Below are 23,070 nucleotides of genomic sequence, written 5' to 3' on the forward strand. Positions count from 1 at the left end.
GCGTGGACGGCCACGCCGTGTACGTCCCCTCACCGGGCTAATGTGTGCAGCGTACGGCGCGGACGCCCGCGCACCCCATGACCGTCGGAGGGACATAGCCGTGGAGGTCAAGATCGGCGTGCAGCACGCGCCCCGCGAGATCGTTCTGGAGAGCGGTCAGACTCCCGAGGAAGTCGAGCGCGTGGTGGCCGAGGCACTGGCCGGCAAGTCGCAGCTGCTCAGCCTCGTGGACCAGCACGGCCGCAAGGTCCTGGTACCGGCCGACCGCCTGGCCTACGTCGAGCTGGGCGAGCCGGCCCCGCGCAAGGTGGGCTTCGGCGCGCTGTAAGCACGGGCCAAGGCACGAGCAAGGCGCACGCCATGCGAGAAGGGGCCCGGCGGTCGACACGACCGCCGGGCCCCTTCGCATGTTCACCGGGGACGCACAAGTGGTCCACACGGGAGGATTGCCTTCCGCAGGTCACGGGTAGGACGGGCTGTGACCTTGGTGCACGGCCCGCCGTCCGGGAGGGACCCACATGATCTTGGAAGCGCTCGGCTCCGCTGTGCTCGGTCTCGCGCTCGCGTGGGCGGCGCTCCAGCGCCTGTCCCACCGCCTGCCGGTCCGCGCCCTCGTCCTCGCGACGGGGATCGCCGGAGCCCTGTTCGGTGACTTCGTCACCCACAGCGCGCTGGGCTCCGGCGCCCTGCTGCCGAGCCTGATCGGCGCGGCGGTCGTCTCCGTCGCCTCGGTCTCCCTGCTGCTGCGCCCGGCCGGCCGACTGCGCCGCCGCTCGGCCCCGGCGTAGCCCCCCGGAGCCCGGAGCCAGGAGCCAGGAGCCCGGCGGGGCTCAGGCCGCGAGCCCCAGCGCGGCCATCCGCTTGGTGTGGGCCTCGGTGATCCGGGAGAACATCCGGCCGACCTCCGCGAGGTCGAAGCCGTCCGCGACACCGCCCACGAGCATCGTCGACAGCGCGTCCCGGTCGGCGACCACCCGCTGGGACTGCGACAGCGCCTCGCCCATCAGCCGGCGCGCCCACAGCGCGAGCCGTCCACCCACGCGCGGTTCGGCGTCGATCGCCGCGCGGACCCGGTCCACGGCGAAGCCGGCGTGCCCGGTGTCGTCCAGCACGGCGAGCACCAGGGCGCGGGAGTCGCTGTCCAGGCGGACCGCGACCTCCCGGTAGAAGTCACTGGCGATCGAGTCGCCGACGTACGCCTTGACCAGGCCCTCCAGCCAGTCCGAGGGCGCCGTCTGCCGGTGGAAGCCGTCGAGCGCGGCGACGAACGGCTCCATGGCCGCGGTCGGCTCCTCACCGATCTCCGTGAGCCGGTCGCGCAGCCGCTCGAAGTGGTGGAACTCGGCCGAGGCCATCTTCGCCAGCTCCGCCTTGTCCTCCAGCGTGGGCGCCAGCTTGGCGTCCTCCGCGAGCCGCTCGAACGCGGCCAGCTCGCCGTACGCGAGGGCGCCGAGCAGGTCCACGACCGCGGCCCGGTACTGCGGATCGGCGGAGGCCTGCGCCCAGTCCTGGGCGGCGATCCCCGTGACGGCCTCGTCGGATCCGGTGGACCCCGTGGACCCGGTGGACCCGACGGACGCGGCAGGCTCGGCAGGCTCTTCGGAGGCGTTCTCAGGCTTGTCAGAGGTGGTCATGCAGCGCACAATAGCCCGCTCACCGCGCGACGGAAGTCCCTGGTCAATCAGTGTGACCACGACGACGCGAGCGACCATGTCCGACGGTGTGACAACCACAACGTGACCGAATCGGCCATCGCATGTGCGCGATTCCGGGGTATGGTGGTAATGCGCCTGCCGAATATTCGACGGGCCGCACGTATGAGGATGCCCGGTCGGTGGCCCGATCGGCTCCGACCCGACAGCCCTCCCCGGCCGTACGGCACATCGCGTACGACGACCGGAGGGAACCCTCCAGCGGTACGAGCGCTAGAGCGTCGGCAGAGGTCCCGTGCCATACGGCTTGCCGCATGCGGTTTGCCCGTAAGGCAGCCGACGTCCCCGGCACGGTCCGTCAAAGACCCCCGCGCTCGCCTCGCACCGCGTACACAGAAGAGGCAGCACCCTGACTACGACGTTCCGAGAGCTCGGAATCCTTCCCGAGACCGCCGAGGCCCTGGAGGCCGTCGGCATCACCACTCCCTTCCCCATCCAGGAGATGACCCTCCCCGTGGCCCTGTCGGGCACGGACGTCATCGGCCAGGCCAAGACCGGCACCGGAAAGACGCTCGGCTTCGGACTCCCGCTCCTCGAGCGCGTGACCGTCCCCGCCGACGTCGAGGCCGGCCGCGCGAAGCCCGAGGACCTCACCGAGGCCCCGCAGGCGCTCGTCGTCGTCCCCACGCGCGAGCTGTGCACCCAGGTCACCAACGACCTGCTGACCGCCGGCAAGGTGCGCAACGTGCGCGTTCTCGCCATCTACGGCGGCCGGGCCTACGAGCCCCAGGTCGAGGCCCTCAAGAAGGGCGTCGACGTCGTCGTCGGCACCCCGGGCCGGCTCCTCGACCTCGCGGGCCAGAAGAAGCTCAACCTCCAGCACATCAAGTCCCTCGTCCTCGACGAGGCCGACGAGATGCTCGACCTGGGCTTCCTGCCCGACGTCGAGAAGATCATCAACCTGCTGCCGGCGCGCCGCCAGACCATGCTGTTCTCGGCGACCATGCCGGGCGCGGTCATCGGGCTCGCCCGCCGCTACATGTCGCAGCCCACGCACATCCGCGCCACCGCGCCGGACGACGAGGGCGTGACCGTCGCGAACATCTCGCAGCACGTGTACCGCGCGCACAACATGGACAAGCCGGAGATGGTCGCGCGCATCCTCCAGGCCGAGGGCCGTGGCCTCGCCATGATCTTCTGCCGTACCAAGCGCACCGCCGCCGACCTCGCCGACCAGCTCAAGCAGCGCGGCTTCGCCTCCGGCGCGGTCCACGGCGACCTCGGCCAGGGAGCCCGCGAGCAGGCGCTGCGCGCCTTCCGCAACGGCAAGGTGGACGTCCTCGTCTGCACCGACGTCGCCGCGCGCGGCATCGACGTCGAGGGTGTCACCCACGTCATCAACTACCAGACCCCCGAGGACGAGAAGACGTACCTGCACCGCGTCGGCCGTACGGGCCGCGCGGGCGCCAAGGGCATCGCGGTCACGCTCGTCGACTGGGACGACATCCCGCGCTGGCAGCTGATCAACAAGGCGCTGGAGCTGTCGTTCAACGATCCGCCGGAGACGTACTCCACCTCCCCGCACCTCTACGAGGAGATGAGCATCCCGGCGGGCACCAAGGGTGTCCTGCCGCGCTCCGAGCGCACGCGCGCGGGGCTGGACGCGGAGGAGCTGGAGGACCTGGGCGAGCCGGGCGGCCGCGGTGCACGCAGTGTCCGTGGCGGCCGCAACGAGCGCGGTGGCCGGGGCGAGTCCCGCTCCGCCGACCGTTCCGACGAGCGCGAGCGTCCGGCCCGTACGCCGCGCCGCCGACGCCGTACGCGCGGCGGGTCCGCGCTCGACGGAGCGCCGGAGGTCTCCACCACGGAGCAGACGCCGGTGGCCGAGGAGGCCGCCGCGTCCCGCACCCCGCGCCGCCGACGCCGTACGCGCGCCGGAGCGGCCGCCGAGGCGACCGCCGTGACCGCTGTGACGTCCGCCGCGCCGGAGGCCGCAGAGGCGGCCCTGACGACCGCGGAGGGGCCGTCCCTGGACGCCCCCGAGGCCCCGCAGACCGCGGACGCCCCGGCCAAGCCGCGCCGTCGCCGCACCCGCAGGACCGCGGAGACCGCCCCGGCCACGGAGACGGCCGAGGCGACGCAGCCGACGCCGGCTCAGACCCCGTCCGCCGAAGCGGCCGTGGCCACGGCCGAGGGCACGGAGGCGGCCCCCGAGGCCCCCGCCGCGCCGCGCCGCCGCACCCGCAGGACCACGGCCGCGGCGCCGGCCGCCGAGGCCGTCGTCGAGAAGGCCGAGACGGTCGAGAAGGTCGAGACGGCCCCGGTCACGGAGGTCGCCGAGGCCGCTGTGGTCAAGCCCCGCCGCACCCGCAAGACGACCGCTGCCGCCACCCCGGCGGAAGCCGCGGTCGACACCGCCGAGGCCGCCGCGGCCAAGCCGCGCCGGACCCGCAAGGCCGCCGCCGCTCCCGTGGAGGCCGCGGTCGACACGGCCGAGGCCGTCGAGACCGCCACGGCCGTCGAGGCCAAGCCCCGCCGCACCCGCAAGACCACGGCCACCGCCCCGGCGGAAGCCGCCGTGGACACGGCCGAAGCGGTCGAGGCCAAGCCCCGCCGCACGCGGAAGACCACGGCCAGCGCTCCGGCGGAGGCCGCCGTGGACACGGCGGAAGCCGCCGAGGCGACCGAGGCCAAGCCGCGCCGGACCCGGAAGACCGCGGCCACCGCCCCGGCCGAAGCCGCGGTCGACACCGCCGAGGCCGTCGAGGCCAAGCCCCGGCGCCGGACCACGCGCAAGGCCGCCGAGGCCCCGGATTCGGCCGCCACGGCCGAGATCCCGGCCCAGGCCACCGCCGTGGAGGCGGAGGCCAAGCCGCGCCGGACCACCCGCAAGACCGCTGCCGCGCCCGCCGAGGCGGCCGTCGACACTGCGGAGGACACGGAGGCCAAGCCGCGCCGGACGCGGAAGACCGCCGCCGCCCCGGCGGAGGCCGCGGTCGACACGGCCGAGGCCGTCGAGGCCAAGCCGCGCCGCACCCGCAAGACCGCGGTCGCCGCCCCGGCGGAAGCCGTCGAGGCGACCGAGGCCAAGCCGCGCCGCACCCGGAAGACCGCCGCCGCCACGGTGACGGCCGAGATCCCGGCGCAGGCCACGGCTGAGGAGGCGGAGGCCAAGCCGCGCCGCACCCGGAAGACCGCGGTCGCCGCCCCGGCCGGGGATTCCGAGGCCGCCGAGGCGAAGCCGAGGGTGCGTCGCACCCGTAAGGCGACGGCCGCCGCGGAGCCCGCGGACGGCTGACCGGCACCGGATGCACGGACACCTGATGCACGGACCGACGGCCCGGTTCCTCCCCACGGAGGAGCCGGGCCGTCGGCGTTCCCGTCCACCCCTGCGGGTAGCCTCAGCAGGTGACCAGGCCGACCTTCTCCTCGACCCCCTTTCCCCCGCCTCCCGGTGCCCGTGCGTATGCGCTGCGGACCGCGCGCGGTGACTTCGCCGTCGTCGACTCACCGCCGGCCGCCGGTGTCGCGGAGCGGGGCGTGGCGATGCTGCTGCCCGGCTTCACCGGCAGCAAGGAGGACTTCCACCACATGCACGGGCCCCTGGCGGCGCGCGGCTACCGCACGGTCACGGTGGACGGACGCGGACAGAACGAGTCCGGCGGGCCGGCCGCCGACGAAGCGCCGTACGCCCGCGAGGAGTTGGCCCGGGACGTCCTCGCGCAGGCGGTGGCGCTCGGCACCCCCGTGCATCTGCTCGGGCACTCCCTGGGCGGCCAGATCGCCCGTGCGGCGGTCCTCCTTGACCACTCCGCCTTCCTGTCCTTCACCCTGATGTCCTCAGGGCCGGCCGAGATCTCGGAGTCGCAGAAGCTGCGGGTGAAGCTGCTGCACGACGCGCTCGCCGCGATGACGATGCCCGAGGTGTGGGAGGCGATCGTGGCGATGGGCCCGCCGGAGGAGGTCGGCGGTCCGGCGCGCGGCTTCGGGGATCCGGAGCAGCTGCGGCTGCGCTGGCTGAACCACAAGCCCGCCCAGCTGCTCGCCACGGGCCGTCAGCTGTGCGCGGAGCCGGACCGTGTCGACGAACTCGCCGCCGTGCCGCTGCCGTTCCACGTCCTGTCGGGCGCGCGGGACGACACCTGGCCGGTGCCGCTGCTGGACGAGATGGCCGTACGGCTGCGGGCCGACCGGACCGTCGTCCCGGATGCCGAGCACTCCCCCAACCTGGACCGGCCGCTGCCGACGGCCCACGGCCTCGCCGACTTCTGGGACCGGCACCCCCGGAACGGCTAGTACTGCGTCTGTACGTGCTCCCAGAACCCGTCGCGCAGGGCGCGCCGCAGGTCGGACTGGCCGCGCAGGGAGTACTGCAGGATGCCCTCGGCCTCCACGAGGAGGTCCTGGTCGACGGAGCCGGGCAGATAGGGGTGGCCGGGCAGCAGCTCGACGAGGGCCTCCCGGCCGCGCGCCGCGAGCCATTTCGCCGCGATCTGGGCGCCGACGAACCGGACGTCCTCGCGGGTGGGGCGGCTCGCGCCGCTCGCCTCGTAGGCGGGGGCGGTGCGCCGGACGACGTACGGCTTGAAGAAGTCGAGGTCGAGGGTGCGCTGGCTGTCGACCTCCCAGAGCAGCGGCTCGGCCTGGTTGCGGCCCTCGGGTGCCTCGATGCCCCACAGGTGGACGCGGGCGCCGTACCCCTGGGCGGCCTCCACCGCCGAGACCAGGTCCTCGTCGCCGCCGAGGAGGGCCGCGTCACTGATGGCGCGGTGCCGGGCCAGTGACTCCAGGTCGGTCCGGATCAGCGAGTCGACGCCCTTCTGCTGGTTGTTGGCGTTGAGGTTGCCCAACCGGACCTTGACGTCGGGGAGTTCGGCGATGGACTGCTGTTCGGCGGTGTGGATGCGGCGCCGGGCGCCGTCGTACCAGTAGACGCGCAGCAGTCTGCTGTCCGCGAAGATGGTGCGGGCGCGGTCGATGAGCGCCTCGATCAGACCCTCGGCGTCGAGGTCGAAGGCCCTGCGGTCCTCCGTCCCGGCGATCAGCCGGCCCGCGGCGGCATAGAGGTACCCCGCGTCGACGAAGATCGCATGGGTCGAGGGTGTCTTGGCCACCTCGGCGAGCATGCGGGTGAGCAGTTCGTTCGTGTGGTCGATGCGGGCGGCAAGGGCCGGGAGGTCGTCGTTCATCGCCTCCATTGTCCCGGCGGTCACGCTGTGAACACAACCGATCCCGTTCAGTCTCCATCCACACTCTTACCCATGGGTAATTAGCCGTTCGAAAAATTTCTTTAGCGTAGGGAATGTTTGTAACACGCAGCCCGTTGACTACTCATGTAACGAGCAATCCTCCAGGAGGATGACCAGACGAAGGGAGAAGCCCATGCGCTTCGAAATCATGCGACTCGACGACGTCGACGGCACGCCCGTGGACAGCACCGTCGTGGACGCCGCCTCCGTCAACCGGATCGTGCAGGACGCCGCCGCCATAGGGCAGCGGCTCTGGATCCGACCGGCCGACTCCGCGGCCTCGTAGTCCGCGGGACCAAACACACTTCAGAGCCCCGTACGGCGCCGATCGCCGTACGGGGCTCTGTGCGTGGACGCCGGTCAGCTCGCGCGGACGACCTGGGTGACGCCGTTGATGATCTGCTGCACGGCGATGGCGGAGAGCATCATGCCCGCGAGCCGGGTCACCAGGACCACTCCGCCGTCCTTGATGACGCGGATGATCAGCAGCGAGTAGCGCATCACCAGCCACAGCACGACATGGATGGCGAGGATCGCCACCCACACCGACACCTGCATGGCGGCGCTGTCGGCCTTCTGCACGGCCAGGATCACCGACACGATCGCGCCCGGCCCGGCCAGCAGCGGCATGCCCAGCGGCACCAGCGCCACATTGACGTCCTTGGTCTGCTTCGGCTCGTCGGTCTTGCCGGTGAGCAGGTCCAGTGCGATGAGCAGGAGCAGCAGTCCGCCCGCGATCATCAGCGCGGGCACGGAGACGTGCAGATAGTTCAGGATCTGGTGCCCGAGCAGCCCGAAGACGGTGATGACACCGCCCGCGACACAGACGGCCTGGAACGCCATCCGCTTCTGCACCTTGCCGGGGCGTCCGGCGGTCAGGGCGAGGAAGATCGGGGTGATCCCCGGGGGATCCATGATGACGAAAAGGGTGAGGAACAGAGAGCCGAAGACGGCAACGTCGAACATCAGTACAGAGGCCTTGCGGGAAAGAGGGGGAGCGGACGGGCGGAGGTGATCCTCAGGCCCCGCCGGTCCCCGGCACGGGGAACGCCCCGGTGGCACGCCGGGTGATCTCCCCGTACACCTCGGGGTCGGTCGTGTACTCGCCGAGCACACAGGTCTTTCGGCTGCCGTGGTAGTCGGAGGAGCCGGTGACGAGGAGCCCGAGGTCCTTCGCCAGCCCGCGCAGCCGGGCGCGCGTGTCCTCGTCGTGGTCCATGTGGTCGACCTCGATACCGTCGAGGCCGGCGGCGGCCAGCTCGGCGATCGCGGACTCGGGGACCGTACGGCCGCGCTTGCTGGCGCCCGGGTGCGCGAAGACGGTGACCCCGCCCGCGCCCTTGACCAGCCGGATCGCCTCGAAGGGGTCCGTCTCGTGCTTCTCGACGTAGGCCCGGCCGCCGTCGGCGAGCCAGTCCTGGGTGAAGGCGTCGCTCACGGTCGGCACGACCCCGAGCTCGACGAGCGCGGTCGCGACGTGCGGCCGCCCCACGGAGCCGTCACCGGCGATCCGCGCCACCTGCTCCCAGGTGACGGGCACGCCCAGCTCCCGGAGCTTGGCGATCATGCCCCGCGCACGCGGCACCCGGTCGTCGCGCACCAGCTCGCGCTCGGCGAGCAGGGCGGGCTCCTCGGGGTCGAAGAGGTAGGCCAGCATGTGCATCGAGACCCCGTCGATCCGGCACGACAGCTCGGCACCGGTGACCAGGGTGAGCCCCTCGGGCAGCGACGCGATCGCCTCCGCGTACCCGCGGGTGGTGTCGTGATCGGTCAGCGCGACGACGTCCAGCCCTCCGGCGGCGGCGTTCCGCACCAGCTCGGCGGGCGTGTCCGTGCCATCGGACGCCGTGGAGTGGCAGTGCAGATCGATACGCACGAACGAACTCCCAGCGGGACGACAAACGGAAGGGACGCCTCAGCATAGCCCAGATTCGAACACCGGATGTCACACCCGAAGGGCGGGTTCACCCCCTACACACACGACTGGTCGGGTGCGGGTCCGTGAGGGCTTGTCGCACAGTTCCCCGCGCCCCTTCAGGTCGGCTGCCGCACCCCTACGGCTTGAGCAAGCGCGGCGACAACGCCCCGCACGGCACCAGTTCCACCTCCGCCCCCGCATCCCGCAGATCCGTCAGCACCAGCTCGTCGTACATGAGCAATCCGGCCTGCTCGGGCCACATCACGGCCCACAGCCACAGCCCGCGGGCCTCCCCCGCGAACACGGCCCGGTCGTCCGGCACCCCGGAGACATGCCACAACGGGGTGGGCCGGCCGACGGCCAGCACCTTCGCCTGGGCGGGTTTCTCGACGCTCATGTACGGCCCCGGGTCCGGCCCGTCGATCCCGGCGTACCGCGCACCGAGCCCCACGCCGAGCTCCTCCGCGACGAGGATCAGCTCGGCCACCCCGCCCAGCGGACCGGGTCCGGAGCAGGCGACCGCGGAAGCGCGCCCGCCGCTGCGGTCGTCACCGGCGTACGTCACCCCCGTGAAGAGCCACCCGACCGGCAGGGGCCACGGCATCCACACGGGCACCTGGGTGCGGTGCACCACGACACTGAGGGCCTCGACGCTGGGCGGGATCACGGGCTGGAGTGGATGCACCGTCCCGTGCACATCGCACTGCCAGGAGTCGGAGAAGAGTCCGGGAGCCCTGACCCGGCCACCACACTTCGGGCAACTGGGTTCGCCCCTCATAGGGCCCCACGGTCCTACCCGAGCAGGCCCACGTCAAGGACGATCACCCGTCCGGCCGGAACGGGTTCACCGGACCAGGATGCATGTAGGTTGCATTAATTAGCTGACCTAACTTATCGTGTGTATATGCCAACTACTTCCGGTCTTCTGCGTCAGCCCAGGGCGGTGTGGGCGACGGCCGGCGCCTCCGTGGTCGCCTTCATGGGCATCGGACTGGTCGACCCGATCCTGCCGTCCATCGCGCAGGGCCTCGACGCCACACCCAGCCAGGTCTCCCTGCTCTTCACCTCGTACTTCCTGATCACCGCGTTCGCGATGCTGGTGACGGGCTTCGTCTCCAGCCGGATCGGCGGCCGCAGGACCCTGCTGCTCGGGCTCGCCTTCGTCGTGGTCTTCGCGGGCCTGGCCGGCACCTCGGACTCGGTCGCCGAACTCGTCGGCTTCCGCGCCGGCTGGGGCCTCGGCAACGCCCTCTTCGTGTCGACGGCCCTCGCCGTCATCGTCGGCGCGGCGGCCGGCGGCAGCGCCGCCGCGATCCTGCTGTACGAGTCCGCCCTCGGCCTCGGCATGGCCTGCGGCCCCCTGCTCGGCGCGGTGCTCGGCGACGCGAGCTGGCGCTACCCCTTCTTCGGCACCGCGTTCCTGATGGCGGTCGGCTTCCTGTGCATCACGGCGTTCCTGAAGGAGCAGCCCACGCCTGCTCGGAAGACCTCGCTGCTCGACCCGGTGAGGGCCCTCGGCCACGGCGGTCTCGCCTCCGCGGCGGCCTCGGCGTTCTTCTACAACTACACGTTCTTCACCGTGCTGGCCTTCACCCCGTTCGTGCTGGACATGACCCCCTACAGGTCGGGGGCGGTGTTCTTCGCCTGGGGTGTGCTGCTCGCGGTCTTCTCGGTGGTCGTGGCGCCCCGGCTCCAGGAGCGGTTCGGCTCGCTGAAGGTGCTCGGCGGCTCACTGGTGCTGCTCGCGGCCGATGTGCTGGTGCTCGGCTACGGCTCGCACACCACGGCGATCGTCTGCACGGTCCTGTCCGGCGCGTTCATCGGCGTGAACAACACCGTGTACACCGAGCTGGCGCTCGACGTGTCCGACGCGCCGCGGCCGGTGGCGAGCGCGGGCTACAACTTCGTGCGGTGGTTCGCCGCGGCGGCCGCGCCGTACTTCGCGCCGAAGATCGAGGAGTGGACCGACCTCCACGTCCCGTTCGTGGTCGCGGCGGTCACCGCGGTCCTCGGCGCGGTCGTGGTCGTCGTACGGCGGAAGGCCCTGACGCACGAGGTCGAGGAGCTGACGGTGCGGCACGCCACCGAGGACTCGGTCGGTGTGTTCGCGAACTGACGGGCCGTGCGGAGGTCGTCCTTTGCCAACCGAAGCTTTTCGGCCACCGGTTGGTGACCTTCCTCACGACGTGTCAGTCGAGCGGGACGGACCTGCGGGCGGGATCCCGGAGGTCCGTCCCGTGTGTCAGCCAGCGCTCCTGGAGGGCCTGGGCGCCGTGCACCCGCTTCCAGGCGGCCTCGTTCGGGGTCATCGGGAGCAGCGGCAGGAAGCGGACCGGATCGAGCGGCTCGTCCAGGTCCAGATCCTCGACCAGGCCGCCCGGTTCGGCGACCAGGACCGAGGTGAACGCGGCGCCCGGCCACAGCGGTTCACCCACCTCCAGGGAGGCGCCGGGTGCCACGACCACCCCCTCGACCTGCGGAGACGCGGCAAGCACGGCCAGCGGGCGGAGCACCTTGTCGGTGTCGGCGAGCCCGCCCCGCACGGAGAGGACCAGCTCGGCACGGGGTCCCTTGACCGGGTCGGCGAGCACCGCGGTGGGGTCCGCCATCGGCTGCGCGGACATGCCGAGCGTGGCGTAGCGGACGATGTCGCCCTCGTGGAAACGGAGCACCTCGACACGGTCCGTACCGAGGAAGGTGACCGCCGCGCGGGCGTCCGGCTCGCCCAGCGCCGTACGCAACCGGGCCTCGACGAGAGGAAGAACATCAGCCATGTCGCGAGCATAGAACTCGTCAGTACCGGGCAAAGCAGCGCCTTGACACTTCAGGTGGCTGATAGTCTGAGCCGGTGGTTCGGGGCAGCACGCAGAAGCGTCGCGATCTTGCCTCGACGCCGATGGGACTCCCTTACGAGGGACCGGCTGGAGGAGGTGGGGCTGTCATGGATCGAAGTCACCCGTGCAGTACCACTCGCTCTTCCGGCCGCTGATGCAGCTTCCCCTGGGTTCCGGCTGACCGCCGTCCTTTCCTGTTCGCGTCTTCACGCGGAAGAGCACTTCGTTTCGTTTTGCCTGATCTGTCTGATCTGAATCAGCAGCGAACTCGCCACCGCGACGGTGCGGTGCTCCCCGCTTTGTGGACGTGCCAAACATCCGAAGCAGGACGTCCCCATTCCGGGTAGTTCCACCCGTCACCACGGCCTTTCGTTGCCCGACGCGAAGGAGCCCTGCCATGTCGATGATCCGCGACCTGCGTGCCGTGGTCCGTCCCGCCCGCCCCTCCCTGCTCAAGGGCGGCGTCCGCAAGGGCGGTGTCCGCGTGGACACCGGCGCCTACGACACCACCCGCGACCCCGCGATGCCGTCGGCCGTCGTCGACTGCGCCGTCTACCGCGACGGCTCCCGCGTGGAGTTCGGGCACGCGCTGACCCCGCAGGAGGCCATGCGGCAGGTGCGGCGCGACGGCGGCTTCGTGTGGATCGGGCTGCACGAGCCGACCGAGGCCGAATTCTCCGGTATCGCGGGCGAGTTCGGGCTGCACCCGCTGGCCGTGGAGGACGCGGTGCAGGCCCACCAGCGCCCCAAGCTGGAGCGCTACGACGACTCCCTGTTCACCGTCTTCAAGACCATCCACTACGTCGAGCACGACCGGCTGACCGCCAACAGCGAGGTCGTGGAGACCGGTGAGGTCATGTGCTTCACCGGCAAGGACTTCTTCATCACCGTCCGGCACGGCGGCCAGGGCTCGCTGCGCGCGCTGCGCCACCGCCTCCAGGACGACCCCGAGCTGCTCGCCAAGGGCCCCTCGGCGGTGCTGCACGCCATCGCCGACCACGTCGTCGACGGGTACGTCGCGGTCGCCGACGCCGTCCAGGACGACATCGACGAGGTCGAGACCGAGGTGTTCTCGCCGGGCCGCAAGGGCACCCCGCGCGGCACCGACGCCGGCCGGATCTACCAGCTCAAGCGTGAGGTGCTGGAGTTCAAGCGGGCCGTCTCCCCGCTGCTGCGCCCGATGCAGCTGCTCAGCGAGCGGCCGATGCGGCTGGTCGACCCCGACATCCAGAAGTACTTCCGGGACGTCGCCGACCACCTCGCCCGCGTCCAGGAGCAGGTCGTCGGCTTCGACGAACTGCTCAACTCGATCCTCCAGGCCAACCTCGCGCAGGCCTCCGTCGCCCAGAACGAGGACATGCGCAAGATCACGTCCTGGGCGGCCATCATCGCCGTACCGACGATGGTCTGCGGGGTGTACGGCATGAACTTCGACTACATGCCGGAACTGCACTGGAAGTTCGGCTACCCCGTCGTCATGACGGTGATGGTCGGGATGTGTGTCGGCATCCACCGCACCCTGAAGCGCAACGGCTGGCTGTGAGCACGGCTGGTTACGCTGAGACCATGACTAGCGAGCTGCTCGACCAGGCCCTCGTCGAGGAGGCCACCAAGAAGTCCGGCCTCATCTGGGTCAAGGGCGCGGGTGAACCGGCCGCGCGTGCGCTGTGGCACGCGTGGCACGAGGGCGCCGCCTGTGTGGTCGGCGACGGGCCCGGGGAGCAGCCGCTGCCGGGGCTCGTCGAGGGCGGCACCGCCGAGGTGACCGTGCGCAGCAAGGACAAGGGCGGTCGGCTGGTCTCCTGGACGGCTGCCGTGGTCCCGCTCGCGCCCGGGTCGGAGCAGTGGGACGCGGCCGTCGCCGAGCTGAAGGGCAAGCGGCTGAACGCGTCCGACGGCGAGGCGATGCCGGAGCGGTGGGCGCGGGAGTGCCGGGTGCTTCGCCTGGAGCCGACGAGGGGTGTGCTGCCGTTGCCCGACGGGGATCTGGCGGCGCGGCCCGTGCCGTCGCCCGCCACCACGCGGGAGGCGGCTCCCGCGGGGCTGCACCGGTTGTTGGTGCGGCGGCGGAAGGGCTAGTTCGAAGCGCCCTCTATGACGTCGGGAGCTGCTGCCCGTAATCCACCGTTTCACCCTTCTGCGGCTCCTCCAGGGCGAAGTCCTTGCCCCAGGAGGAGAAGGTCAGGGTGCCCGCGCCGCCCGCCCGGACCAGGCGCAGGGGGTACGGCTCGCCCTCCAGGGAGACGTCCAGGGTGCCGCCGTCGCCGCCGTCCCCGGTGATGCGGATGGTGCGGGTGCCGGACTGCTCGTGGTGGCCGTCCGTCTTCACCGCGCCGTGCAGGGTCAGCAGACCGTCGAGAAGGAGGTCCTTGTCCGTGAAGACACTGAACTTCTTGTACGAGGGGTCCCCCGGCGGCACCTTCACATACTTGCCGTCGAGCTTGTCCGCGGCGGCCGTGTCCTTGGCGTCGTCGTCGGACGTGCCGTCCTCATGGGTCCAGAACGCCGCGTCGGCCTTCAGGAACAGCTGCTCGCCGACCCGCAGCAGATGGAAGGTGGCCCCCTCCGAGGTCACCGACCCGGTGCCGCCGTCATCCTTCAGCCGCATGTCGAGCTTGTACGTACGGCCGCTGGTGACGACGGACCCCGACAGCCGCACCGCGTCCACCGATCCGGCGGCCGTCCTGGTCTTCGTCTGGATCTGCGCGGCGGGCAGCTTGCCCACCCCGTTCGTGCCCGCGTCCGGATCCTCGCCGCACCCCGCTCCCAGGCCCACGACCAGTGCGCACAGCGCGCTCACCAGCGCGGCCCGGCGGGTACGGCTCCGGGGATTCGCAGTCACAGAGAAGGCCGCCTTTCTGCGGGGGTGTGCGGCGCGGCGTACGGCAGCGTACCGGGGTCCCGCACCGTCCTCGGAGCGGGTCCGTCCGGACCGCTCACCAGGGCGTATCCGATCGGGACGGGCTAGCCTGAAGCCCGCAGGAGCGGGCAATTGGGAAGGCGGTTCGGAAAACGAAACCAGCCGCACCGCAGTACGCAAAAGGAAGCAGGGAACCACAGCCATGGCAGCCGGTGCCCCCCGGATCTTCGTCTCGCACCTCGCCGGTGTCCCGGTCTTCGACCCCAACGGCGACCAGGTGGGCCGCGTGCGTGACCTGGTCGTCATGCTGCGCGTCGGACGCCGTCCCCCACGGCTGCTCGGCCTGGTCGTCGAACTGTCCACCCGGCGCCGCATCTTCCTGCCCATGACCCGGGTGACGGGCATCGAGTCCGGCCAGGTCATCACCACCGGTGTGCTCAACGTCCGCCGCTTCGAGCAGCGGCCCACCGAGCGGCTCGTCTTCGGGGAGCTCCTCGACCGGCGCGTCACCCTCGTCGAGACCGACGAGGAGGTCACCGTCCTCGACGTGTCCGTGCAGCAGCTGCCGGCCCGCCGGGACTGGGAGATCACCCGCGTCTTCGTCCGCAAGGGCAGGAAGGGCGGCGCCTTCCGGCGGGCCAAGGGCGAGACGCTCACGGTCGGCTGGTCGGCGGTGACCGGGTTCTCCCTGGAGGAGCACGGGCAGGGCGCCGAGAGCCTGCTCGCCACCTTCGAGCAGCTGCGCCCCGCCGACCTCGCCAACGTCCTGCACCACCTCTCCGCCAAGCGGCGCGCCGAGGTCGCCGCCGCCCTCGACGACGACCGTCTCGCCGACGTCCTGGAGGAGCTGCCCGAGGACGACCAGATCGAGATCCTCGGCAAGCTGAAGGAGGAGCGCGCGGCCGACGTCCTGGAGGCCATGGACCCCGACGACGCGGCCGACCTGCTGGCCGAGCTGCCCGAGGCGGACAAGGAGCGGCTGCTGAGCCTGATGCAGCCCGACGACGCGGCCGACATGCGGCGGCTGATGTCGTACGAGGAGCACACGGCGGGCGGTCTGATGACCACCGAGCCGATCATCCTGCGCCCCGACGCCACCGTCGCCGACGCCCTCGCGCGCGTCCGCAACCCCGATCTGTCCCCGGCGCTCGCCGCCCAGGTGTACGTGTGCCGCCCGCCCGACGAGACCCCCACCGGCAAGTACCTGGGCACGGTGCACTTCCAGCGGCTGCTGCGCGAACCGCCGTACACGCTGGTCAGCGCGGTCCTCGACGACGACCTCCAAGCGCTCGACCCGGAGGCCCAGCTCCCGGTCGTCGCCGGGTTCTTCGCGACGTACGACATGGTCGCGGCGCCCGTGGTGGACGAGGCGGGGGCGCTGCTCGGCGCGGTCACCGTGGACGACGTTCTGGACCACATGCTGCCCGACGACTGGCGGGAGACGGAGTTCCACCTGAACGACGAGGCCGACGACACGACGGGTGAGGGGGTGGTCCCCCATGGCTCCTGAGCGCGACGGCACGCGGGAGAACGCGCGGGAGCGCACCCCCTCCGGCGCGACCGCGACCACCCGCCCGCGTGCCCGGCTCGACCAGCCACGCCCGCCCCGGCGCCGGCTGCTGCCCGAGTGGGACCCGGAGGCCTTCGGCCGGCTCTCCGAGCGCATCGCGCGCTTCCTGGGCACCGGGCGGTTCATCGTCTGGATGACGGTCGTCATCATCATGTGGGTGCTGTGGAACGTCTTCGCCCCGCACGGCCTGCGCTTCGACAACTACCCCTTCATCTTCCTCACCCTGATGCTGTCCCTCCAGGCGTCCTACGCGGCCCCGCTGATCCTGCTCGCGCAGAACCGGCAGGACGACCGCGACCGCGTCAACCTCGAGCAGGACCGCAAGCAGAACGAGCGGTCGATCGCCGACACCGAGTACCTCACCCGGGAGGTCGCGTCGCTGCGGATGGGCCTCGGCGAGGTCGCCACCCGCGACTGGATCCGCAACGAGCTCCAGGACATGCTCAAGGAGCTGGACGGCTTGCGCGCCGGACACGACGGGCAGGAGGGCAGGGTCGTATTCCCGGCAGATCGGTCGCCGGGACGTGACGCAGACGACCGCTGAGGGGCTGGCCGCGGTCCCCCGGGGGCGCCGTACCATCGTCCTTATGGCTAGCGAAGACGCGGTGCGCGAGGCACTGGCGACGGTGAACGACCCGGAGATCAACCGACCCATCACCGAGCTGGGGATGGTCAAGTCGGTGGAGATCGGTGCGGACGGAGCGGTCGCGGTCACCGTGTACCTGACGGTCTCCGGCTGCCCGATGCGCGAGACGATCACCCAGCGGGTGACCGAGGCGGTCTCCGGGGTCGAGGGTGTCACCCGCGTCGACGTCACGCTCGACGTCATGAGCGACGAGCAGCGCAAGGAGCTGGCGAACGCCCTGCGCGGCGGGCAGACCGAGCGCGAGGTCCCCTTCGCCAAGCCCGGCAACCTCACCCGGGTCTACGCGGTGGCGTCCGGCAAGGGCGGCGTCGGCAAGTCCTCGGTGACGGTGAACCTGGCGGCGGCGATGGCGGCCGACGGTCTCAAGGTGGGCGTCGTCGACGCCGACATCTACGGCCACAGCGTGCCGCGCATGCTCGGCGCGGACGGCCGTCCGACCCAGGTCGAGAACATGATCATGCCGCCGTCGGCGCACGGCGTGAAGGTCATCTCCATCGGCATGTTCACGCCCGGCAACGCCCCGGTCGTCTGGCGCGGACCGATGCTCCACCGCGCGCTCCAGCAGTTCCTCGCGGACGTCTACTGGGGCGACCTGGACGTCCTCCTCCTGGACCTCCCGCCCGGCACCGGCGACATCGCGATCTCGGTGGCGCAGCTCGTCCCGAACGCGGAGATCCTGGTCGTCACGACCCCGCAGCAGGCGGCGGCCGAGGTGGCCGAGCGCGCGGGCGCGATCGCCGTCCAGACGCACCAGAAGATCGTCGGCGTGGTCGAGAACATGTCCGGCCTGCCCTGCCCGCACTGCGGCGAGATGGTCGACGTCTTCGGCACGGGCGGCGGTCAGCTCGTCGCGGACGGCCTGACCCGCACGACGGGCGCCACGGTCCCCGTCCTCGGCTCCATCCCGATCGACGTCCGCCTCCGCGAGGGCGGCGACGAGGGCAAGCCGGTGGTCCTGACGGACCCGGCCAGCCCGGCGGGGTCCGCTCTGCGGGCGATCGCCGGAAAGCTCGGGGGACGGCAGAGGGGCCTTTCGGGACTGTCCTTGGGGATCACCCCGAAGAACAAGTTCTAGCGCGACTTACGCAGGGGCGCGGGGCCGCATCGATATGCGGCTCCGCCGCGCGGGCGCGACCAGCCACACACGGCCCGCAGTTCCCCTCCGGCCTAGACCACGTACTCGGCGACGTCCTTCACCACGGAGAACCCGAGCCCATAAGCGCTCATTCCCCTGCCGTACGCCCCGAGGTGCACCCCCTGCTCGGTGGACCCGGCCAGCACCCACCCGAACTCCGACTCGCGGTAGTGGAACGGCGTGGGCACCCCGTCCACCGGCAGGGAGAGGCTCGACCACTCCGGCCCGGCGAGATCGTCCGCCAGCGCCCACGCCGTCTCCGTCTGCTGGTCCAGCCAGTCGTCCCGCAGACTGTGGTCCATCTGCCCGGGCCAGGTGAAGGACAGCAGCCCCACCCCGGCCAGCCAGGCCGCAGAGGACACCGAGGTGGCCTCCAGCAGCCCCGTGCCGTCGGCGCTGCGGCGGGACGGATGGGCGGCGACGGTCACGACGACCGCGAATCTCCCCCGGTCCTCCCCGGCCGTCTCGTGCCGTACGGAGGGTTCGTCACCGTGTCCGATGGAACCGTGCTCGACGGCCCCGTCGGCCGCCGTCCCCACCTGCATCGGCCAGCGCGGCCCCGTGAAGGCCTCGTCGAGGCCGTACCACGGGAAGGGCGCCTCCAGGTAGCCGCCGACGGTGTGCCGGGCGGAGGGGACCTGCTGTCCACCCTCCGCGGCCGGCATCTGTTCGACTGCCCGACTCGTCGTCTCCATGCCCGGACGCCTCCTCGCTCTCGACGGAACGGTCCGGCCCGCCCCCCTTCGGGCGTACTCGTCCGCTCCGCACAACAACCAGGCAGCATAGCCACCCCGTCACGAACAGCGGGGAAGGCGGCCGTCAGGCGGCGAAGATCACGTGGCGTCGAAGTCGAAGGGCGGACGGTCGTCCGTGCCCGGCTCCTCGGGCTTCTTCGTCATGTCGATGCGCCCGCCGGACGAGGAGGACGAGGAGGACGACGACGAAGAGGAGGACGAAGACGAGTCCGTGTCACGGCCGTGGACGGCCTCGGTGACCTCGGCCATCTCCTTCTTGATGTCGAAGCCGTTGCGGATCTCCTTCAGCCCCAGCTCGTCGTTGTCGAGCTGCTTGCGGATGAAGGTCTTGGGGTTGAGATCCTCGAACTCGAAGTCCTTGAACTCCGGCCCCAGTTCGGCGCGGATGTCGTGCTTGGCGCTCTCGGAGAACTCACGGATCTTCCGGACGGTGCGCATCACGTCCTGGATGACCTTCGGGAGCTTGTCAGGACCGAAGACGAGCACGGCCAGGACGACGATCGTCACCAGCTCGAGCGGTCCTATGTCATTGAACACCTGAAGCTCCTTGGGATGTCCGCGGTCCTCGGCCCTCGGCGGTCAGGTCAGGTCTTCCGTGGTCCGGGCCGGGTCCACGGTACCTGTCGCACCTGTCCGACCGGTACTGTCCCGCGCTGCCCGACCGGGTGCACACGGCCGGTTTTCCGCGTTGTTTGCCTTGTCGGAGGGGGTTTCGGGGTCCGGCCTGTGAGGTTTCTGTCAATCCCTGTGCACAGCCTGCTGCTCAGTCGCCCTCAGCCGATCCCAGGACCAGGGAGAGCGTACGTTCCCTGCCGTCGCGTTCGACGGTCAGCTCCAGGCGGTCGCCGGGGCGGTGGGCGCGGGTCTTGACGATCAGCTCGGTGCCGGAGTGGACCCGGGTGCCGTCGACCTCGGTGATCACGTCCCCGGCCTTGATGCCGGCCAGCGCTCCGGGGCCGCCCGGGGTGACCGGGGCGCCGGCGCTGCCGCCCTTGGCGCTCACCCGGGCGCCGTCGCCGGCGTAGTCCAGGTCGAGGGTGACACCGATGACCGGGTGCGTCGCGTGACCGGTGTTGATCAGCTCCTCGGCGACGCGTCTGCCCTGGTTGACGGGGATGGCGAAGCCGAGGCCGATCGAGCCGGCCTCGCCGGTGCCGGAGTCGGCGCCGTCGGCCGCGGAGCGGATGGCGGAGTTGATGCCGATGACCCGGCCCCGGGCGTCGAGCAGGGGGCCGCCGGAGTTGCCGGGGTTGATGGGGGCGTCGGTCTGCAACGCGTCGACGTACGACACGTCGCTCGCGTCGCCGCTGTCGCCGCCGGCCGTGATGGGGCGTTCCTTGGCGCTGATGATGCCGGAGGTGACGGTGCCCTCCAGGTCGAAGGGGGCGCCGATGGCGACGACCGGGTCGCCGACCTGGACGCCGTCGGAGTTGCCGAGCGGGAGCGGCCGCAGGCCGCTGACCCCCTTGACCTTGACCACGGCGAGGTCGTAGCCGCTGTCCCGGCCGACGACGTCCGCCTTCGCGGTCTGGCCGCCGTTGAAGACGACGGTTATCTCGCCGTCGCCGCCGGCGGGCTCGACGACGTGGTTGTTGGTGAGGATGTGGCCGCTGGTGTCGAGCACGAAGCCGGTGCCCGTGCCGGACTCCTCGCTGCCGCTGACATGCAGGGTGACGACACTGGGCAGGGCACGGGCCGCGATGCCCGCGACGCTGTCCGCGGCGCGTCCGGTGGGCTCCGCGGACGCCTGCGGGAGCGTCACACGGCCGAACCCGCCGTTGCGCTCCAGCTGGGCTCCCACGACCCCGCCGAGCACCCCGGAGGCCAACGCCAGCGCCAGCGCGCCCCAGACGAGCCGCTGCCGCACCTGCCGCCGCCGCTCCCCCTCGCTGAGCGCACCGCCCCCGCTCTCCTGCAACGGCCCGACGGGCGCGGGGGCCCAGGGGTCGTAGCGGTGCCAGGGATTGTTGTCGGAGGGGGTGGGGGTGGGGAGTGCGGCGGGGACGGCCGGGTCGGGCGCGGAACCTTCGGGAGCCGAGAGGGGAGCCTGCGGGGCGGCCACAGCAGGCTCGGGTGCGGGGCCTCCCGGTGCGGGGGCCGGCGGCACGGCAGGCTCCGGCACGGCAGGCTCCGGCGCGGGCTGTGCCGGGGTGGGCGTCTGGGCGTGTGTGGTCGCCGGGTGCTGGACCGGTGGGGCCGGGGCCCACGGGCCCGGGTGGCCGTAGGGCGGGGTGCTGTAGGGGTCGGGGTCGTGCAGCGGCCTGGGAGGCTCGTCGGCGGCCGGGACGGGGCCCGACGGTGCCGCCTCGGAGGGCGGCATCACGGCGGCCTCCTCCACGGACGGCTCCCCGGCAGCCACGTCACCGGCGCCCCCGGCCTCGACCGCGTCCCCTCGGCTCACGGGCAGGTCCAACTCGTAGTCCCCCGAGCCCGCACCCGCCTCCTCGGCCCTGCCGCCGGAGGCCCCCGTCCCCTCGTCCATGCTCTCCCCACCGTCGGACCCGGTCACGGCCGGGTGAACCCCGGCTCCTGGATTCAACCAGGTTCACGTCGGACCGGCGCAGGGACCGACTTCAGCGCAGGTCGTGCGAGGGCGGGGAGGCGACGGGGGCGGACGTGGTGTCGGGGGCGGGCCCCGCGAGCAGGCCGGGGCCGGTGATCTCGGGGGCGGTGGCCCAGGAGGTCACGGCGATCGGCGGGGTCGTACCGAGCGGACGTATCAGCGGGGACATGGCCGCCGCCCCGGCCATCACCGGGGTGGTGAGCCGGTGCAGGGCCGTCTGCTCCAGGTGACCGGAGGCCGGGGAGGGCACGCCGGGCAGCAGCGGGGCGGAGACCTCCGTCGGCGCCGCGGGGGTGCCGAGGAGCTGGCCGCCCTGGGCGAGCAGCGGTCCGGCGGCCCGGCGCCGCTGGTTCTCGGTCGTGGCGGAGCCCGAGCCCGGCGTGCGGGCCGGTGTCACATTGCTCCCGCCGCTTCCGCCGCGCGCGTCCGCGGCGGTGTCGACCGGCGCGCCGGTGTTCATCCCGCCGAGGGCGATCGCGGCCAGCGACACCGCGCCGGCGGCGACGAAGGCGAAGCGCATCCCGCGGGAGCGCTCGCCGTCCCGGCCGACGGGGTGGATCCGGAAGCCGCGGTCGGCGGGTGCCAGCGCGGAGCCGTGGTCGCTCGTGGGCAGATAGCCGAAGGAGAACGGCTCCTCCCGGCTCACCCCGAAGACGCCGTCACCGAAGCCTCCCCTGCCCAGCGGCGTACCGCCGCCGTCCGGGTCACCTCCTGCGGGGAGCCCCTGGAGACGGGCCAGGAAGCTCTCGGAGGGGGCGGGCGGGGCTACTTCCGCGAAGACGTTCTTCAGCCGGCGCTGGGCGTCGACCTCGGCCTTGCACTTCGCGCAGGTCGCCACGTGCGCGAGGACGCGCTCACGGGTGTCATGACCGAGTTCGCCGTCCACGAGGGCGGAGAGCCGGTCTCCCAGATGCTGTTCTGCGAGGAGCCCCTCTGCGGGGGTACGTCGGGTTCCGGTCACGCGGTCGCGCCCCCTCCTCCCAGAGCGGGCACCCGGGACACGAAGGAGCGGCGCTCGGCGCGCGCCTTCGGGGAGCGGTGGGCGAGGGCCTTGCGCAGCTGCGAGCGGCCGCGGTGGATCCGCGAGCGGACCGTGCCCAGCTTGACGCCGAGGGTGGCGGCGATCTCCTCGTACGACAGTCCTTCGATGTCGCACAGGACGACCGCGGCGCGGAACTCGGGCGCGAGGGTGTCGAGGGCCTGCTGGACGTCCGCGTCGAAGTGGGCGTCGTTGAAGACCTGCTGCGGGGTGGGCTCCTTGCTGGCCAGCCGCTCGGCCGCGTCCTCGCCGAGCGCGTCGAAGCGGATGCGCTGCTTGCGGCGGACCATGTCCAGGAACAGGTTGGTGGTGATGCGGTGCAGCCAGCCCTCGAAGGTGCCGGGGGTGTAGGTCGACAGGGAGCGGAAGACGCGGACGAAGACCTCCTGCGTGAGGTCCTCGGCGTCGTGCTGGTTGCCGGTCAGACGGTAGGCGAGCCGGTAGACCCGGCCGCTGTGCATGCTGACGATCTCCTCCCAGGTGGGCGGAGTCCACGCCTGCCCGTCCGCGTCGGTGGAGAAGGTCGCGGTCTGGGCGTAGTCGCCGGCGTGACGGTGGTCAGCGGTGTCGTTCACGGATTTCGGCCTGCCCGCCGATCCGAGAAAGCGCCGCAGCACTCCTCCCCGATCCACAGGCGCAGCCGCACCTCCCCTGTCGGCTCTGGTGGTGTCCAGTGGAGCCCCTACCATAGCCACCTCGCCCGTTAGCTCCGGATAAGCGGTTTTACGAGAATTTGATCTGTGCTGATACGGCTCATACGGCTGCGTCAGCACTTGCTCGACGTCTCGTCCCTCGTCGTGATCCAACTGTGTCCCCCGCTCCTCGTTCCCACCCCTTCAAACGCCTGGT

The 23,070-nt window shown here is 71.8% G+C and carries 23 protein-coding genes; 11 read left to right on the top strand and 12 right to left on the bottom strand.

From position 1 onward, the window contains the following. The first annotated feature begins 100 nt into the window (after positions 1–100). Both ABZ490_RS33305 and ABZ490_RS33310 read left to right on the top strand, forming a co-directional pair. Positions 101–328, top strand: coding sequence for a DUF3107 domain-containing protein (locus ABZ490_RS33305; protein ID WP_030784015.1), 228 nt, complete (start codon positions 101–103; stop codon positions 326–328). Between the two features lie 190 nt (positions 329–518). Beyond that, the gene (locus ABZ490_RS33310; RefSeq protein WP_358998496.1) at positions 519–788 is read left to right on the top strand and encodes a hypothetical protein; all 270 of its coding nucleotides are present in this window, start codon (positions 519–521) and stop codon (positions 786–788) included. A gap of 42 nt (positions 789–830) precedes the next feature. Here the strand turns inward: ABZ490_RS33310 and ABZ490_RS33315 are convergent, their stop codons facing one another. Further along, a complete protein-coding gene (locus tag ABZ490_RS33315; RefSeq protein ID WP_358998681.1) occupies positions 831–1,643 on the bottom strand; it encodes a ferritin-like fold-containing protein in 813 nt (270 codons plus the stop codon). A 511-nt stretch (positions 1,644–2,154) separates the two neighbouring features. Between ABZ490_RS33315 and ABZ490_RS33320 the strand changes: the two genes are divergently transcribed. Both ABZ490_RS33320 and ABZ490_RS33325 read left to right on the top strand, forming a co-directional pair. Continuing rightward, positions 2,155–4,950 carry a DEAD/DEAH box helicase gene (locus ABZ490_RS33320; RefSeq protein WP_358998498.1) on the top strand — a complete coding sequence of 932 codons (2,796 nt, stop codon included), beginning with the start codon at positions 2,155–2,157 and terminating at the stop codon, positions 4,948–4,950. Positions 4,951–5,060: 110 nt separating this feature from the next. After that, positions 5,061–5,948: an alpha/beta fold hydrolase gene (locus tag ABZ490_RS33325; protein WP_358998502.1), complete on the top strand. Its 888-nt coding sequence runs from the start codon at positions 5,061–5,063 to the stop codon at positions 5,946–5,948. Here ABZ490_RS33325 and ABZ490_RS33330 read toward each other — a convergent pair. Continuing rightward, a complete protein-coding gene (locus tag ABZ490_RS33330; protein WP_358998505.1) occupies positions 5,945–6,841 on the bottom strand; it encodes an NYN domain-containing protein in 897 nt (298 codons plus the stop codon). The two genes, ABZ490_RS33325 and ABZ490_RS33330, sit on opposite strands and share 4 nt — an antisense overlap. A 193-nt stretch (positions 6,842–7,034) precedes the next feature. On the opposite strand from ABZ490_RS33330, the gene ABZ490_RS33335 reads away from it, so the two are divergent. Beyond that, positions 7,035–7,187 (top strand): hypothetical protein, encoded by a 153-nt coding sequence (locus tag ABZ490_RS33335; protein WP_099054039.1) that lies wholly within the window; start codon positions 7,035–7,037, stop codon positions 7,185–7,187. A gap of 74 nt (positions 7,188–7,261) precedes the next feature. Here the strand turns inward: ABZ490_RS33335 and ABZ490_RS33340 are convergent, their stop codons facing one another. The 3 genes from ABZ490_RS33340 to ABZ490_RS33350 all read right to left on the bottom strand — a co-directional run bounded on the left by ABZ490_RS33340 (position 7,262) and on the right by ABZ490_RS33350 (position 9,597). Further along, positions 7,262–7,867 carry a MarC family protein gene (locus ABZ490_RS33340; RefSeq protein ID WP_358998509.1) on the bottom strand — a complete coding sequence of 202 codons (606 nt, stop codon included), beginning with the start codon at positions 7,865–7,867 and terminating at the stop codon, positions 7,262–7,264. Between the two features lie 52 nt (positions 7,868–7,919). Further along, positions 7,920–8,777, bottom strand: a complete 858-nt coding sequence (locus ABZ490_RS33345) for a PHP domain-containing protein (RefSeq protein ID WP_358998512.1) — start codon at positions 8,775–8,777, stop codon at positions 7,920–7,922. A 178-nt stretch (positions 8,778–8,955) separates the two neighbouring features. Further along, positions 8,956–9,597 (bottom strand): DUF6758 family protein, encoded by a 642-nt coding sequence (locus ABZ490_RS33350; protein WP_358998515.1) that lies wholly within the window; start codon positions 9,595–9,597, stop codon positions 8,956–8,958. A gap of 126 nt (positions 9,598–9,723) precedes the next feature. On the opposite strand from ABZ490_RS33350, the gene ABZ490_RS33355 reads away from it, so the two are divergent. Continuing rightward, positions 9,724–10,935, top strand: coding sequence for an MFS transporter (locus ABZ490_RS33355; RefSeq protein WP_358998518.1), 1,212 nt, complete (start codon positions 9,724–9,726; stop codon positions 10,933–10,935). Between the two features lie 73 nt (positions 10,936–11,008). On the opposite strand, the gene ABZ490_RS33360 is transcribed toward ABZ490_RS33355, so the two are convergent. Next, entirely contained in the window at positions 11,009–11,593 is a 585-nt protein-coding gene (locus ABZ490_RS33360) for a suppressor of fused domain protein (RefSeq protein WP_358998521.1), read from the bottom strand. A 457-nt stretch (positions 11,594–12,050) separates the two neighbouring features. Between ABZ490_RS33360 and ABZ490_RS33365 the strand changes: the two genes are divergently transcribed. Both ABZ490_RS33365 and ABZ490_RS33370 read left to right on the top strand, forming a co-directional pair. Then, on the top strand, positions 12,051–13,196 hold the full coding sequence (locus ABZ490_RS33365; RefSeq protein ID WP_358998524.1) for a magnesium and cobalt transport protein CorA: 1,146 nt from the start codon (positions 12,051–12,053) through the stop codon (positions 13,194–13,196). A 23-nt stretch (positions 13,197–13,219) separates the two neighbouring features. Further along, positions 13,220–13,732 carry a hypothetical protein gene (locus tag ABZ490_RS33370; protein WP_358998527.1) on the top strand — a complete coding sequence of 171 codons (513 nt, stop codon included), beginning with the start codon at positions 13,220–13,222 and terminating at the stop codon, positions 13,730–13,732. A 13-nt stretch (positions 13,733–13,745) separates the two neighbouring features. Here the strand turns inward: ABZ490_RS33370 and ABZ490_RS33375 are convergent, their stop codons facing one another. Then, a complete protein-coding gene (locus tag ABZ490_RS33375) occupies positions 13,746–14,495 on the bottom strand; it encodes a hypothetical protein (protein WP_358998530.1) in 750 nt (249 codons plus the stop codon). A gap of 220 nt (positions 14,496–14,715) precedes the next feature. Between ABZ490_RS33375 and ABZ490_RS33380 the strand changes: the two genes are divergently transcribed. The 3 genes from ABZ490_RS33380 to ABZ490_RS33390 are packed head-to-tail and all read left to right on the top strand — an operon-like array spanning position 14,716 to position 17,804. Then, complete coding sequence (locus ABZ490_RS33380; protein WP_358998533.1) at positions 14,716–16,023, top strand: CBS domain-containing protein; 1,308 nt, start codon at positions 14,716–14,718, stop codon at positions 16,021–16,023. Beyond that, entirely contained in the window at positions 16,013–16,627 is a 615-nt protein-coding gene (locus ABZ490_RS33385; RefSeq protein ID WP_358998535.1) for a DUF1003 domain-containing protein, read from the top strand. The genes ABZ490_RS33380 and ABZ490_RS33385 overlap by 11 nt, the downstream gene beginning before the upstream one ends. A 43-nt stretch (positions 16,628–16,670) precedes the next feature. Beyond that, positions 16,671–17,804, top strand: a complete 1,134-nt coding sequence (locus ABZ490_RS33390; RefSeq protein ID WP_358998538.1) for an Mrp/NBP35 family ATP-binding protein — start codon at positions 16,671–16,673, stop codon at positions 17,802–17,804. A gap of 92 nt (positions 17,805–17,896) precedes the next feature. On the opposite strand, the gene ABZ490_RS33395 is transcribed toward ABZ490_RS33390, so the two are convergent. The 5 genes from ABZ490_RS33395 to sigE all read right to left on the bottom strand — a co-directional run bounded on the left by ABZ490_RS33395 (position 17,897) and on the right by sigE (position 22,838). Beyond that, positions 17,897–18,559, bottom strand: coding sequence for a hypothetical protein (locus ABZ490_RS33395; RefSeq protein ID WP_358998541.1), 663 nt, complete (start codon positions 18,557–18,559; stop codon positions 17,897–17,899). A 138-nt stretch (positions 18,560–18,697) separates the two neighbouring features. Beyond that, a complete protein-coding gene (locus ABZ490_RS33400) occupies positions 18,698–19,156 on the bottom strand; it encodes a sec-independent translocase (protein ID WP_358998544.1) in 459 nt (152 codons plus the stop codon). Between the two features lie 226 nt (positions 19,157–19,382). Beyond that, positions 19,383–20,939 (bottom strand): trypsin-like peptidase domain-containing protein, encoded by a 1,557-nt coding sequence (locus tag ABZ490_RS33405; RefSeq protein WP_358998684.1) that lies wholly within the window; start codon positions 20,937–20,939, stop codon positions 19,383–19,385. Positions 20,940–21,192: 253 nt separating this feature from the next. Next, entirely contained in the window at positions 21,193–22,143 is a 951-nt protein-coding gene (locus tag ABZ490_RS33410; protein ID WP_358998547.1) for a zf-HC2 domain-containing protein, read from the bottom strand. After that, positions 22,140–22,838 (bottom strand): RNA polymerase sigma factor SigE, encoded by a 699-nt coding sequence (gene sigE / locus ABZ490_RS33415; RefSeq protein ID WP_055635246.1) that lies wholly within the window; start codon positions 22,836–22,838, stop codon positions 22,140–22,142. Before sigE ends, ABZ490_RS33410 begins: the two co-directional genes overlap by 4 nt. Positions 22,839–23,070: the final 232 nt, after the last annotated feature.

The sequence above is a fragment of the Streptomyces sp. NPDC005811 genome (assembly GCF_040630405.1).
Classification (GTDB): Bacteria; Actinomycetota; Actinomycetes; order Streptomycetales; family Streptomycetaceae; genus Streptomyces.